At 44.1% G+C, this 13,422-nt stretch carries 14 protein-coding genes; 5 read left to right on the forward strand and 9 right to left on the reverse strand.

Going from position 1 to position 13,422, the window contains the following annotated elements; translation table 11 throughout:
• Positions 1-41: 41 nt before the first annotated feature.
• The 6 genes from AC3CHU_RS18135 to AC3CHU_RS18160 all read right to left on the reverse strand — a co-directional run bounded on the left by AC3CHU_RS18135 (position 42) and on the right by AC3CHU_RS18160 (position 6,259).
• Entirely contained in the window at positions 42-1,193 is a 1,152-nt protein-coding gene (locus AC3CHU_RS18135; RefSeq protein WP_479281970.1) for a M20 aminoacylase family protein, read from the reverse strand.
• 24 nt (positions 1,194-1,217) lie between these two features.
• Entirely contained in the window at positions 1,218-2,180 is a 963-nt protein-coding gene (locus AC3CHU_RS18140) for a DMT family transporter (RefSeq protein WP_171327679.1), read from the reverse strand.
• Positions 2,181-2,183: 3 nt separating this feature from the next.
• A complete protein-coding gene (locus AC3CHU_RS18145; protein ID WP_114634486.1) occupies positions 2,184-3,179 on the reverse strand; it encodes a DMT family transporter in 996 nt (331 codons plus the stop codon).
• Positions 3,180-3,259: 80 nt separating this feature from the next.
• Positions 3,260-4,222 (reverse strand): DMT family transporter, encoded by a 963-nt coding sequence (locus AC3CHU_RS18150; RefSeq protein ID WP_114634485.1) that lies wholly within the window; start codon positions 4,220-4,222, stop codon positions 3,260-3,262.
• Between the two features lie 23 nt (positions 4,223-4,245).
• Positions 4,246-5,016, reverse strand: a complete 771-nt coding sequence (locus AC3CHU_RS18155) for a maleate cis-trans isomerase family protein (protein WP_171315198.1) — start codon at positions 5,014-5,016, stop codon at positions 4,246-4,248.
• Between the two features lie 79 nt (positions 5,017-5,095).
• Positions 5,096-6,259 (reverse strand): M24 family metallopeptidase, encoded by a 1,164-nt coding sequence (locus tag AC3CHU_RS18160; RefSeq protein ID WP_102280002.1) that lies wholly within the window; start codon positions 6,257-6,259, stop codon positions 5,096-5,098.
• 342 nt (positions 6,260-6,601) lie between these two features.
• Here AC3CHU_RS18160 and AC3CHU_RS18165 point away from each other — a divergent pair, with 342 nt between their 5' ends.
• The 3 genes from AC3CHU_RS18165 (at position 6,602) to dpaL (ending at position 8,990) form a co-directional block, all read left to right on the forward strand.
• On the forward strand, positions 6,602-7,279 hold the full coding sequence (locus AC3CHU_RS18165; RefSeq protein WP_017095787.1) for a helix-turn-helix transcriptional regulator: 678 nt from the start codon (positions 6,602-6,604) through the stop codon (positions 7,277-7,279).
• Between the two features lie 22 nt (positions 7,280-7,301).
• Positions 7,302-7,685 (forward strand): RidA family protein, encoded by a 384-nt coding sequence (locus AC3CHU_RS18170; RefSeq protein ID WP_004732389.1) that lies wholly within the window; start codon positions 7,302-7,304, stop codon positions 7,683-7,685.
• A 126-nt stretch (positions 7,686-7,811) separates the two neighbouring features.
• Positions 7,812-8,990: a diaminopropionate ammonia-lyase gene (gene dpaL, locus AC3CHU_RS18175; RefSeq protein WP_488526128.1), complete on the forward strand. Its 1,179-nt coding sequence runs from the start codon at positions 7,812-7,814 to the stop codon at positions 8,988-8,990.
• A 107-nt stretch (positions 8,991-9,097) separates the two neighbouring features.
• On the opposite strand, the gene AC3CHU_RS18180 is transcribed toward dpaL, so the two are convergent.
• Together AC3CHU_RS18180 and AC3CHU_RS18185 are read right to left on the reverse strand one after the other, a co-directional pair.
• Positions 9,098-9,649, reverse strand: coding sequence for a disulfide bond formation protein B (locus tag AC3CHU_RS18180; RefSeq protein WP_488526129.1), 552 nt, complete (start codon positions 9,647-9,649; stop codon positions 9,098-9,100).
• Positions 9,650-9,658: 9 nt separating this feature from the next.
• Positions 9,659-9,814, reverse strand: coding sequence for a DUF5993 family protein (locus tag AC3CHU_RS18185; protein WP_017075701.1), 156 nt, complete (start codon positions 9,812-9,814; stop codon positions 9,659-9,661).
• A 297-nt stretch (positions 9,815-10,111) separates the two neighbouring features.
• Here AC3CHU_RS18185 and AC3CHU_RS18190 point away from each other — a divergent pair, with 297 nt between their 5' ends.
• Complete coding sequence (locus AC3CHU_RS18190) at positions 10,112-12,355, forward strand: hypothetical protein (RefSeq protein WP_488526130.1); 2,244 nt, start codon at positions 10,112-10,114, stop codon at positions 12,353-12,355.
• 131 nt (positions 12,356-12,486) lie between these two features.
• Here the strand turns inward: AC3CHU_RS18190 and AC3CHU_RS18195 are convergent, their stop codons facing one another.
• On the reverse strand, positions 12,487-12,747 hold the full coding sequence (locus tag AC3CHU_RS18195) for a DUF5062 family protein (protein ID WP_010431978.1): 261 nt from the start codon (positions 12,745-12,747) through the stop codon (positions 12,487-12,489).
• A 450-nt stretch (positions 12,748-13,197) separates the two neighbouring features.
• On the opposite strand from AC3CHU_RS18195, the gene AC3CHU_RS18200 reads away from it, so the two are divergent.
• Positions 13,198-13,413 (forward strand): hypothetical protein, encoded by a 216-nt coding sequence (locus AC3CHU_RS18200; protein WP_065607368.1) that lies wholly within the window; start codon positions 13,198-13,200, stop codon positions 13,411-13,413.
• Positions 13,414-13,422 lie beyond the last annotated feature (9 nt).

Here is a 13,422-nt window from a genome sequence, read left to right on the forward strand (position 1 = left end):
AAAAGAGCGAGAGGCTTGCCTCTCGCTCTTTTTTCATCTATCTATTGTGACAATTGTTGCTCTACAAGCGTCTTCCAGAACCCAACGCCATGTTCCAGAATATTGTCGTTGAAATCGTAGTGTGGGTTATGAAGCGCAGTGCCTCCACATTCACCAACACCATTCCCAACTAGCACATAGCACCCTTTTACTTCGCGTAACATGAACGAGAAATCCTCACTGATGGTGAAACGTTCACAAACTCCATTCACATTCTCTTCACCAACAACCGCTTGTGCTGCTTTGATTGCGTGAGCAGTCTCTTCCGGCGTGTTGATTGTTGATAGAAAGCTATTGTTAAAATGATATTGATAATCAACGCCTGCTGACATGCACTGACCCGCAACGACACGCTCGATCGCTTTCTCAATCTTGTGTAACGCTTGATCCGTGAAGCTACGAGTATCACCTGAAATGGTCACTTGCGAAGGAATCACATTAACTGTGCCGTTGGTAACAAAATTAGTCACTGAGATAACCGCCGTCTCATCAATTGCACTCAAATTACGTGAAACAATAGTTTGTAAGGCGGTCACAACCTGAGCTCCAACTACAATCGGGTCGGTTCCCATGTGTGGCATAGCGGCATGACCACCCGTAGCCTTGATAACAATTTCAAAGCTACTTTCACTCGCCATTAATGAATTGGGGCGAGTCACAAACTTACCTTCAGGAATACCCGGTAGGTTATGCATTGCGTAAATCGCATCCATATTCCAACGAGTAAACAGGCCGTCTTCGATCATCGCTTTGGCGCCTGTACCACGCTCTTCATCGGGTTGGAAAATGAAGTAAACGGTGCCATCAAATTGCTTGCTGTTTGCTAGCTCTTGCGCGGCACCCAACAACATAGCTGTATGCCCGTCATGACCACAAGCATGCATCGCGCCATCATGTTTAGAAACATGACAAAACGTATTCTCTTCATGAATACGCAGGGCATCCATGTCAGCACGCAACCCAATCGAGCGACCGCTTGTACCATTTTTTAAAATCCCCAGAACACCGGTTCCACCAATACCACGGTGAACTTCAATGCCGAACTCTTCGAGTTTATTCGCAACAAATTCAGAGGTTTTGAACTCTTCAGTACCAAATTCAGGGTACTGATGTAGATGGCGACGCCATTCTGTGACAGTGGCAGTGTTAGTCATGGAAACTCCAATAAATACTTAAAATTAATTTGTTGAAACTGTTTTGGATGTCATTTCGCGAGATTTGTTGGAGGTTGCAAATAGCATCATAGCAACGATGATTAAGCCAACCGCCATCGCCCTCAAGGGGGTGATAGGCTCTCCGAACACCAAAACAGCAATGAAAAATGCTGACATAGGGATGAGGTTTAAAGCCATGCTGCTGCCTTCAACTCCCACACGTTCTATGCCGTAGATATATGCGATATAGCCCAGACCTGATACAAAACCTCCTAGCACCATAATGCATAGAAGTGACCAAGAAGGGCGCATCACCAGTAGCAGGCTGGGTACATCTATACCTGACACCAATAAATAAATGAAAAAACCAACAGCTGCGAAACCAAACTGATAATGCATGGTGCGAGTTGCACCGTATTTTTCTGCCAGATGAGCCCGTAAGTGGGTGACAGATGCAAAGCTCAACACACTCAATAAGCAAATCAGATGGCCAATGTTCACTCCGCTATCTTCCGAAGTAAACGGCGGAGCAAGAACCAATATGCTCACTCCAATCAAAGCAATCCCACTTGAGGCAATTTGCATACGCGTAAAGCGTGCACCATAGAAAACTTGCCCAATAGCCAAGATTGCAATCGGTACAAGACCTTGAATGACTCCGTTTTCCGATAGCGAAATATAATCGAGTGATAGAAATGACAAGAAGCTAAATAAACCTTGGCCTACTACACCACACACTAATAACTTAAATAAATCGCTTCGATTAGCCCAACTGAACGACAGTTTCGGTTTAGTTTGAGTATTGGCTTGACGTATTGCGCCAAAAATCAGGACTAAAGATAAAACCGAGAATGCCATCATGTAGCGCAGCCACACTAACAATCGCGCATCAATGGTTTGCAGTGGCAAGGTAGCTAAAGCAGCCTCAGAGCCCCATAGCAAACCAACGCTAATTGCTGCAATCCAACCTTTAGTCACTGATTTCATCACTTAGCTCACTTCTGGCGTTGCTTTCTTATCGCAAGCTAAGTTTTCTGCTGTCTGTTCTTCTTGCTTCGTTTCAAACTTAGTGAACACGTAAAGTGCTACGACAATCAATGAAACGACAATGGTTTTCCCCATGGCCATCTGCTCACCAAGTGTCACAACTGCCACTAAGTAGCCAACCAAAGGCATGAGATTTAATGCCATCGTTGCCTTTTCTACACCGATACGCTTGAAAGAATACAATTGAATCAAGTAGCTACCACCAGAAATGCCTGTACCTAAGAAAATAAGCAGTGCAATCAACAGCGGGCTAGAGAAAATAATGTAAATCTGAGACAAGTCCAAGCCCATGGTCAACACAACGATAATGCCCATCACAGCAACCGAAATGTATTGGTAAAGCATGGAAACCACTGAGCCGTACTTGTCCGCTAAGCTAGCACGTAAATGTGCCGTCCACGCTAAAGCCAGCATCGAACATGTCACGTAAACATAACCCAGCAGCGGAGTACCGCCTTCAATGGTGTTTGTTGGCCCGACACTCATTGCGTAAATACAAACTGCAGATGCGATGAAAGCGCCCCACTGAATCTTGTTCATACGGAAGTTCATAAACATCATGCCAAAGAAAACCGTCGCGAACGGCTGCATACCTTGGATAACACCGTTTTCAGTCGCACCAATATGAGAAAGAGAAAGGAAATTAAAAAGTGAGAAAACCCCTTGTCCCACGATGCCACAAAGCGCAATACGTCCAATATCTTTGGTATCGATCTTTAATGAAGAACCTAAGTCTGCACTTAAGTTTTTGCTACGTGATGTAAAAAAGAAAATGATTGATAGGCCAATTACCGCGGTAACGTAGCGGAAAAATACCAATGTCATCGGATCAACAGCCATAGAAAGCGGCTTAGAGACCACCCCTGTTACGCCCCAGATACAGGCAACAGCAATGGCTGCAGTCCATCCTAAAAATGTGTCTCTGTTTGTTGTGTTCATCTTTCTATCTTCCATAATTTTTCGATAATGGCGGTGCGGCACACCGCCTTATTACTTGTAATTTGTATCGTGGTTGACGGTTAGTTAGCGTTTGTCGCCGTTTTCATCTGAGGCGCTTTTTTCTTCGCCTTACCAAACTTCATGAACAGCATCATTGAGCCAATAACGACCGCAATCGCTAATAGTCGCATTGGCGTTACCGCTTCACCGAGAGCAAACACAGCTAGGACGAAAGAAGACAGAGGCATCAAGTTAAGTGCCATACCCGTTCCGTCTACGCCGACTCGTTCCATGGCATAGATGTAGATTAGGTAGCTGATTCCTGAAATACCCACACCCAAAATTGCAATACAAGCCATACGAAGTGGAGAACTGAAAATACCGAGTGCTGAAGAGAAGTCCGCCCCCACAACCAGTAGATAAAGACCAAAACCGATTGCCGCAAAAATGAACTGGTGGTACATCGTCGCCACTGAGCCATATTTCTCAGCAAGTTTTGCACGAGCGTAAGCCATCGTAGAGAAGCTCGCCGCGCTACCAAGACAGATCAAGTGACCAATGTTGAAACCACTGCCTTCAACAGATGGATCCATTACCAAGATAGCGACACCAGCGAACGCACCAACCGCCGCCAAAATTTGCATGGGAGTAAAACGTTCACCATGACGAAGGAAACCAACACATAAGATAATGATTGGAATAAGCCCTTGGATTACGCCGTTTTCTGAAGCCGTGATGTAGTCAAGAGACAGGAACGATAGAAAACTGAAAGCGCCTTGACCGATAATGCCGCAACATGCTGCCCAGAAAATGTCGTGTCGATTTTCCCAGTTAAGCTTAAAGTCGACTTTTTTCTGTGGTTTACCCATCGCATTGCTGACTTGGATAATCACAAATAAGGTAATGAAGGCTACGGTATAGCGAACCCATACCAAGACCTGTGCATCCATTACTTCTAGAATTGGTGTTCCAACGATCCAGGGAATACCCCATAGTAGGCCAATGAAAATGGCCGCGATCCAACCTTTTACTGTATTACTCATCTTTAAATTCCTTTCATTGGTTGCTATTGATTTAGCAATTGTCCGTAACCTGGACACTGAGCTGTCTTGCCGACTAGGTGCAGGCAATGCCAGAACATCGCAGAGTTGCTACACACGACAGGAATACCAAATCGATCTTCAATCTCTTGAATGTGGTCAAGAACACGAAGGTTGGTGCAAGACATAAATACAACATCGGCACTAGAATCAGGCAGCATTTCGCTTAATGCTTCCATCATTGATTCCTTTGAAACCGTGGTAATGTCAGTGTCTTTCTCAATGCCAAGTGAACCTAAAACAGGAACTTCAAAGCCAGCGGCAGTCAGTTGTTGATAAAGAGGGAAATTCACTTCTGTTGGATAAGGGGAAAACACGGCAACTTTCTTTGCACCCAAGTGCTTAAATGCAGCTTGAGCAGCTGTCCATGGATTGGTTGCGGGAATATCACCGCGATTTTGTGTAAGAAGGTTTGCTACTTTTTCTTCACCAATGATGATAGAAGCTGAAGTGCAACCAAACGCCATAACATCCATGGGTAAGCCAGTAGCAATCAAATCTGATGCTTCACTGATCCCAACCGCAATTTGGTCGAGCGCTTCTGGTGTCATCTCGCTGCTGTAATAAACGCGGGAGCTAAACACACCCGCTTGTGTACCCAGTAACTTTGCCCAGTCCATCTCTAAAGAGTGGTCAGTACTTAGTTGCACTAAACCGATATGAACTCGACCAATTCTTGGGGCCTGAACGTGCTGTAATGGGATTTCAAATTGACGAAACTGTTCTATTGTTTGCATGAGAAACTCGTATTTTTATAATTTTTATGTGCTGACTCTGGAGTCCAGAGCCAGCTTTTGTAGGGTGTTAAGTTTTTAGCTAAATAATGATCAGTTCTGGCTCTGCGCGTTTGCTTAACCATTCAGCGCCGTCTTCAGTAATCACGATATTCTCTTCGTGAACCATTGACTTACCCGGTGCGTAAACCATGCCCGGTTCTAGTGTCATCACCATACCCGGCTTAAGTACTGTGTTGTCGGTAGCCGTGTTAGACGGGCGCTCTGTCAGCTCCATACCTAAACCATGACCTAGACGACCAACATCGTTGCCCAATGCACCATTGGCTTCTAGTACTCCCCACATCGCGTTGTAGATGTCAGTCGTGGTTGCGCCCGGTTTCGCTGCCTCGAAGCCTTTCGTGGTCGCTTCGTAAGTAGCGCGGTATGCCGCTTTGGTTTGCTCACTCGCATGACCAAATGCCCAGTTACGGTCGAAATCAGAGAAATAACCATCACGTACAGCACCCGTATCGATGATCAACACATCTCCCGGCTCAATGATGCGATCAGTTGGGCCCATGATGATGCTGTCATAACCATCTGGCCCTGAGCCTGCGATGATGTAAGGACATTCGTCCGCACCTTCTAACAACATATCGATACGGAACTGTTTACAGATTTCACGCTCGGTCATGCCGGCTTTTGCGTAACCCGGAATCTTGCTAAACCCAACATTAGTAATGCGGCAGATTTCACGTGTTTTCTCAATTTCAGCTTGTGATTTGATCTGACGAAGTTCATGCATTGCTAAAGACACATCAACAAAGTCTTTCTTAACCATGGTGGTTAATTTCAAGTAGTTGTTCACCGGCATACGTAGGTGAGATTCAATGCCCAGCGTTGCGCCTACTCGGCCATGACGACAAGGCAGAGAGTTCAATGCGCTAGCAACTAAGCTAATGCCATCATCTTCAGGACGAGGAGAAGGCCAAGTAATAATGTTGTCGACCCATGTTCCCGCCATACCACTTGCTCCGATTTCAGGAACAATCGCAATCGGCTTTCCTTCTGCAGGAACGATGACAAACCATGGACGAGTTGGGCTATGCCAAAACTGAGTGTGGAAGCCAGTGAAGTAGCGAACGTTTGGCTCGGTTGTGAAAATCATCGCATCCAGATTCATCTCATGCATGACTTTTTGAGCGCGTGATGTTCTGTGTTCAAACTCAGCTTGTTCAAAGCCGCGGTTTAGGTAGTTAGTCATTGGAACCTCTAATTATTGTATTTAGGTAGGCACTTCTGCTGCTCTTCACAACCAGTAACCAACCCTATAGTTCAATTTTGTTTACGTTACGGTGAGCATCTTACTGACATTTAAGTTAAATAATGTGACCAATATCTTAGGGTTAACTATAGTGACCAGAAAACATCTAAAACTGGAAATATTGTTGATTACGATCAATTTTAGGTACCTATTTGTAACTTTAGACTTGTGTAGGAAGCGGATGTATAGTCTTATAGTTACATAAAGTTAATTGGCAACTTGAAATACATCGAGTAACCAAAGATAATGAAAGGCAATTAAAGTTAACAACAGTGGTCTAAAATGAACGCATCAGCATATAAATCGTTTAACGTAGAATTCACCGACAATGACAGAGAGCATCTCGCACTGAACTTTCGCTTAGCCGAAACCATTGCCGACTTTATTGGTCCGCACTGTGAGGTTGTGATTCATTCATTCGAGAGCTTTGAAAAGTCGGTAGTGAAGATAGTGAACGGACACCACACGGGTCGAGAAGTAGGGTCACCTATCACCGATCTGGGGCTGAAGATGCTGAGTGTGTTTGAGAGCACTGGTGAGGTCACGCCAAAAAGTTACTTCACCACCAGCAAAGATGGATCGTTACTTAAGTCTACGACCTGTGTACTAGCTGGAGAAAATGGCAAACCAATTGGGCTGTTCTGTATCAATATGAACTTGTCTCACCCGTTTCCTGAGATCATAAAAACTTTAATGCCAGACATGGCTCATGCCCCTGTGGGTGTGCATGAGAACTTTGGAGCTTCAACAACAGAAGTGATTGAGCAAGCGCTTGAGCACGCTATTTTTGAAGTCGACAACGATGAGTCAGTCAACTTAAAAGGTCGAAACAAAGCCATTACCAAGCTATTGCTTGAGAACGGTATTTTCGAATTAAAAGAGGCGACAGCATTCGTATCTGAGCGTCTTGGTATTACTCGCCACGCTATTTACAAATACATCCGCGAGTTTAGAGCATAGAAATCCTATAAAGAGAAACGAAATGAAAACAAAAATCCATACAGATCTAGCACCAGCAGCAATCGGCCCTTACTCTCAAGGTATGGCATTCAAAGACCTAATCTTCACTTCAGGTCAATTACCGCTTGATGCAAAAACAATGGCGTTTGTTGAAGGTGGCATCAAAGAGCAAGCTCGTATGTCACTAGAAAATCTAAAAGCAGTTTTGGAACAAAGTGGTGGTTCACTAGATACCGTTATTAAAACCACATGTTTCTTATCTGATATGGAAAACTTCGTTGCATTTAACGAGGTGTACACGGAAGTATTTGGTACAGAGAACGCACCTGCACGCTCTTGTGTTGAAGCGGCTCGTCTACCAAAAGACGCATTAGTTGAAGTAGAAGCGATCGCTTACATCAAGTAATCACGTATTACTTTTAGTGACTGCGTATAGCAAAAAATAACTATGTAATGTTATTAACGACAAAGTAAGGTCATTGAACATCGCTCGATGGCCTTTAATTCCTCTGCCTGTATCTAAGTGTGCCCTATGTTAAAACTATCAAAAAATTCATTCTACACTGGACAAGTTTGCGAACTATTCACTGCATCTCAAGCGCAACAAGCGCGTGAGTTTCACCGTCAGATCGAAGGTTACCAACCAACGCCACTTGTCTCTCTTCCACATCTTGCTAAACAGCTTGGTGTTAAAGCGATCCTAGTAAAAGACGAATCAAAACGCTTCGGTTTGAATGCATTCAAGGTACTCGGCGGTTCTTACGCTCTGGGTCGCCAATTGGCAAAACACCTTGGCATTGATATCTCTGAGATCAATCTTAAAACCGTTGCTTCAAAACTGGATAAGCCACTTGTATTTACGACAGCAACCGCAGGTAACCATGGCACTGGTGTCGCGTGGGCAGCTCGTGAAATGGGCCAAAAAGCCGTGGTTTACATGCCAAAAGGTTCATCTCAAGCAAGCGTTAACCGCATTCAAGGTCTAGGTGCAGAATGCATCGTGACGGAAGTTAACTATGACGACACGGTACGTATGGCGAACCAAACGGCGCAAGACAATAGCTGGATGCTTGTTCAAGACACTGCATGGGATGGTTATGAAGAGATCCCAACATGGATCTCTCAGGGTTACATGACCATGGCAGACGAAGCCGTCGAGCAAGTTCAAGAGCAAGAATTTAGCGCTCCAACTCACGTATTCTTACAAGCTGGCGTAGGTGCAATGGCAGGCGGCATATTAGGCTACCTTGCAGACAAGCTAGGCGCAGATACATTTGAAACCATCATTGCAGAGCCAGCAGCCGCAGATTGTATTTTCCGCTCAGGCGAGAAAGGCGAAATGGTCAACGTAACCGGTGAGTTGAACTCAATCATGGCGGGCCTTGCATGTGGTGAACCAAACCCAGTGACATGGCCAGTATTGCGTGATTGCAGTAGCTTTTTTATCTCGGTTGACGACAGTATTTCAGCAAACGGGATGCGTATTCTAGGTAACCCACTACAAGATGACAGCCAAATCATCAGCGGTGAGTCAGGTGCGATTACACTAGGTCTTCTTTACCAACTTTGCCGAGAGGGCGCAGACCAAGCAACGCGTGACACTCTAGGCTTAAATGAAGACGCAACCATCATGCTCTTCAGCACCGAAGGCGACACCAACCAAACACGTTACCGCGACATCGTTTGGAATGGATTGCACCACTCTAACTAATTGCTGACGGTCATAAACTCCACAACACTAACGACAAAGCCACAGCGAACGCTGTGGCTTTTCTTTTACCAGTTGTTCTTTAATCGCTCTCTCAAAGCACCATTTTTCTAACTCGCACCTTGATTGAGCAACCAATAGCTCACCGGATTATCCGGACACTGATATGGCCCACACTCCACAAACGTAGCAATAGCATTCAAGGCCACCACCGCGATTGCCAGAATACACACAATCCGTCCAAAGTTACTCATTTTGTAAGGTTCGTGAGACTCGGCCTTATTGGTCAGCATCAAAATAACCGACACAGCAAGAATCGTCGCCACAAACAGTACAAATGCCCATGTGTAATAGTGCATTCCCAAAATAGGGCTGCCGTAGCCCGGTGTTCCGGGAATTACGTGCAAAGAGACTTGTCTTAGCGATGTGGCCACACCATACAAAGCACCAATCAGAATGACGCCATAGTGACGAGATTGAGGCCCATAAACCACATTCAGCATGAAGCCAAACGCGACCATCACAAAGCCAATCCGTTGCAGTAAACACAGTGGGCAAGGAAGTTCATTGAGAACAAACTGAAGAATAAAGCCGATCAACAAAACGGCTGTCATACCCAGTAAGCCAAGCGTATTCAGAAGAGTTAACTGATTTCGATTCATGTTAGCTCCTTACAATAAGATCGACAGAGGGTCAGTCGCATGGTGATTAAACCAATACAAACCAAGGATCACTGAGCCAGCGAAAAAGCCATACGCGGCGGTCTTCTTGCCGAAAAACCCGCACACCATCGCCACAAGTAATAACAAAAACAGTAAAGACATCATAAGGGGCATCCCCTCCTTACTTATCGAGTTCAGTCATATTGAACATCACAAAACACCCGCACCTACGTCCTTAGTCATTCAACTTAGGTGAACCAATGGATTACGGATTAAAAATCATCAACTTAATAGTTGTTAGTAACCTCCAAACTGTCAAGTTAGAAGCTACGTTCTGATATCTATTCGAGCTAACCTCCAGAGGTAAACCTAACCCCAATACCGTGCTTTGCTACACTGACATAGCGTGAGATGCTTAATTTGGCTGATATAAAATCGCTCCCATTGTGACTAGGAAGCTTGATGAAAAAACACCGTACTCGACTACTATTGGCCCTTCCCTTTACATGCCTTGTGTCTTCAAACACCAGCTTGGCAAGCTATACCATTGTGCTACCAAGCCAACATGAGAATGGGTTCAACTTACATGGCTCCTCCTTATCAGCCAGAGAGGTGATCGATTGGGAGGTCAACAATAGTGACTTGGTGTTTGGGGCTTACGCCGATAAAAATGATAACGAAAGCGTCAGCGCGATTGGTTATATGTACAACCAAAAATTGGATCTGAATTCAGGAGAATTAGAAAACGAAATTAGAAATGCCGCAGAGCGAAATGGCATTGATTACGAAGATTTTTTCCTACACTTTTCAGAAGACACGATTCTGGCAGAGCGTGATACGAGTCACGGTGCCAATACCACTTTAAATCGCAAACCTATAATTATCGGCTATACCGCTGATGAAAAGCACGCGGGCTTTTCTCTTTATCAACCACCACCTTGGGATGCTGATGTGTTTGAACATTTCGACAAAGGTGGCGCTCTCTACGTTTATCACTCTGAGAAATTCAATCACTTAGCATTTGAATTTTCACACTTTGCACAGGGCGGAGAGTTTCAGATTGAGTATCCATCATCGATGAACGTTGAGGGCAAAGTCACGGCATGGTCTAGCGTCGTTATAATGGAAGATAACACAAGCAACATGACCCGAAACCAAGCCGTAAACTGGCGAGTCCCATCTAACTGGGTAAGAGCAAATACTCATGATGGAAGTGGCCAGAGTTATGGTGGGGGTCAGTATTTTGGTTCTACGTTTATTCGCGATGGCGGGCGTTTATACGTTGTTAGGGTACGCTGGCAAGGGAACCAAAATGATATTCGCCCTCGCTTAAATCAAGTTCAATTGAAGGACCATTTCCCGAAAATCAAACTCAAAGATCTGCAAACTTCAAAGACAGATTCACAACCACCAAACGAAACCAAGTATTGGCGCAAGATCCGTGGTTTTGACCAATCAGCCGATCTCGACCAAGACAACTATTTATCACCTTCTGAATATGAAAATAGGAATAACAAATTGGCTACGGCTCGATTTCGTTGGGAGTCTCGCGTCATTCCTTTCGGCCGAATGTGGAACCAAAACTCATCATGGTCATTGACCAACCTTGCTAACCCAGAGCTACTGATGTTGATGCAAAACTACTACTCCAAACATTGGGGGCAACAAGAGCTCAATGGCGCCTACAACGACGATACCAACAAACTCCTTGGCAGCAATCAATTTGAGGTTCATTCAGGAGGAACCATTCAAGAGCTTGGTCTTGTCGTAGGGTCTAATGAAGCGGATAAGCAATACAAGACGCACTTCGCAGCCTTTCTCAAACAGTTATCAGCTAACGACGACACCCTTTCAATTGGCCTTAATATTGGAACGGCCAACCTTTATGGCCGAAACGGGCAATCACACTTAATTGACTCAGGAAACCTGTACTTTAGGGAGCACTACTTATTCCCCTCTACAGGCTTTAGTGGTTATGCCGGATTGTCTAAGTTTTGGGATAACTCAGCGTTAGCTAACACTGATTCAAACGTTATATTCCAAGCCACTACTCGCTATGGGCGCGTTCAATACCTAGGCAACAGCCAAGATAACTGGCAACAAGATCAGTATTCAACCCTCGCTATTTATTACCTCAGCTACCAGCCACAACATAGTTATTTTAACCGGTGGAATAGCAGTTATGTGTATGGCAGCGACAATACTACCGAAGAGAATTTTTGGAAGAGTGGTGTGCCAAAAAACATGGCTTACCGACCGACACAGCTGCTCAAGGTCGACCTAGGCTTTCCAGCCAACCGGATTCCGAATAAATTAGAGCCCATTCCGTTAATGCTTTCGACCACACACTCAACACCCAGTGACTACACCATTGTCGGCGATTCAACCAAGCATCAAGTTGTGCATGCTGATCTGCCAAACGGTAAGGTTCAGCTGTTACCAACCTATACCTATTTTCTTTATCGTTCGGAAACAAACATCGTAGAGGGAGGCCCTCAAGAGATGGTGCTCGCAAGAGAGTTTGAGCATGGGCGCGTACTTTATCGAACCGATTTCTATGGTAAAAATCATGACTTCTATTCGGCACCGAAACTCAGTATTCCATTAAACAAGCCAATGAGGCCCGTCGATGTGAACGGCAATGTTGGTGAGTATGTGAAAGAAGTTAAGCTTGGGGGGTATCAAGGGCTATTTCTGCTTTATTGAATACACTAAAACTAAAAATGACGTATCCAAAAACAAAAACCTAACGAGAGCTCGCTAGGTTTCTTATCTAACATGTCTGTGAATAATGCACTCAGATGAAACGAGATCAGAAATATTCACTTGGAAAAGGTTTACTTCAGGGGGTCATTGTCAGGCAATGCTTTATGTATCCATAGCGCCAGACGCTTTTTAATGTTTGCCCCATCAAGCTTACTTTCTGGTAACGGCGTGATCTGATTTACTTCAACAAGGAACAAATACACCGCTTTAACCTTTATTGGTTGAGATGAATGTGGCAAATCAAAACCTTGTAGTTTTGCCATCTTAAAACCGACCTCAACTGCTTTTTTTACCAACTTATCTTCATTAATGATCTTCGCGGTTTTCGACATATCATCTCCATCACATTTATCGAATGTACATTGAGTATATCAAACAGAATTGCGAACGAGATTGCCGCGATCTCAAATCAAAAAATCTCTTTGATAAATAACATAAAACCCATCACAGACTAAAAACTGATTCTAATTATGTAGACATTGACGAGACAAATAATGATAAGCAAACGATCTCTTAATAGAACACTCAATAAATGAGACCTTCAGTCAAGAAACCAAAAATCGAGCAATTTTTGACTTATCATCATAAAGAATACGGAATATTATGAATTATCATATAGATGGTAACCATTCCATCAACAAGCGATAACTTTATGTTATTTAATCAGTTTTATAACACAAAGGCCTAGATCATGTTTACAGTCACCTGTAGTGAAAAATATATTTACAAAACACTCACTAGGGAAATAGAATAAACCCACTAATATTATACTGGTGTTAAAAATGCGTTACCTATGGGCTTCATTCTGTCATAAAAATCCAATCCCCGGTCGGATCGTTCATATCTTTATTATCTTGGTAGCGTTAGCTTCTATCGTCGTTCCACTGGTTTCAAAAGACGCAACAACGATCTTAGTATCACTAGGTGTTGCTCTAGTATGTTTTGTGCTGTTTGTCTTCTTTGCGCTTGCCGATAAAATGCGCTCAGGTATGCACTAATCAGCTCAG

The sequence above is a fragment of the Vibrio sp. QJM3NY_39 genome (assembly GCF_057785895.1).

Excerpts from the sequence above, each read along its gene's own strand:
- AC3CHU_RS18190 (WP_488526130.1), top strand. The coding sequence starts at position 10,112 with ATGAAAAAACACCGTACTCGACTACTATTGGCCCTTCCCTTTACATGC.
- AC3CHU_RS18150 (WP_114634485.1), bottom strand. The coding sequence starts at position 4,222 with ATGAGTAATACAGTAAAAGGTTGGATCGCGGCCATTTTCATTGGCCTA.
- AC3CHU_RS18170 (WP_004732389.1), top strand. The coding sequence starts at position 7,302 with ATGAAAACAAAAATCCATACAGATCTAGCACCAGCAGCAATCGGCCCT.
- AC3CHU_RS18155 (WP_171315198.1), bottom strand. The coding sequence starts at position 5,016 with ATGCAAACAATAGAACAGTTTCGTCAATTTGAAATCCCATTACAGCAC.
- AC3CHU_RS18185 (WP_017075701.1), bottom strand. The coding sequence starts at position 9,814 with ATGATGTCTTTACTGTTTTTGTTATTACTTGTGGCGATGGTGTGCGGG.
- AC3CHU_RS18180 (WP_488526129.1), bottom strand. The coding sequence starts at position 9,649 with ATGAATCGAAATCAGTTAACTCTTCTGAATACGCTTGGCTTACTGGGT.
- AC3CHU_RS18135 (WP_479281970.1), bottom strand. The coding sequence starts at position 1,193 with ATGACTAACACTGCCACTGTCACAGAATGGCGTCGCCATCTACATCAG.
- dpaL (WP_488526128.1), top strand. The coding sequence starts at position 7,812 with ATGTTAAAACTATCAAAAAATTCATTCTACACTGGACAAGTTTGCGAA.
- AC3CHU_RS18140 (WP_171327679.1), bottom strand. The coding sequence starts at position 2,180 with ATGAAATCAGTGACTAAAGGTTGGATTGCAGCAATTAGCGTTGGTTTG.
- AC3CHU_RS18165 (WP_017095787.1), top strand. The coding sequence starts at position 6,602 with ATGAACGCATCAGCATATAAATCGTTTAACGTAGAATTCACCGACAAT.
- AC3CHU_RS18145 (WP_114634486.1), bottom strand. The coding sequence starts at position 3,179 with ATGAACACAACAAACAGAGACACATTTTTAGGATGGACTGCAGCCATT.
- AC3CHU_RS18200 (WP_065607368.1), top strand. The coding sequence starts at position 13,198 with ATGCGTTACCTATGGGCTTCATTCTGTCATAAAAATCCAATCCCCGGT.
- AC3CHU_RS18195 (WP_010431978.1), bottom strand. The coding sequence starts at position 12,747 with ATGTCGAAAACCGCGAAGATCATTAATGAAGATAAGTTGGTAAAAAAA.
- AC3CHU_RS18160 (WP_102280002.1), bottom strand. The coding sequence starts at position 6,259 with ATGACTAACTACCTAAACCGCGGCTTTGAACAAGCTGAGTTTGAACAC.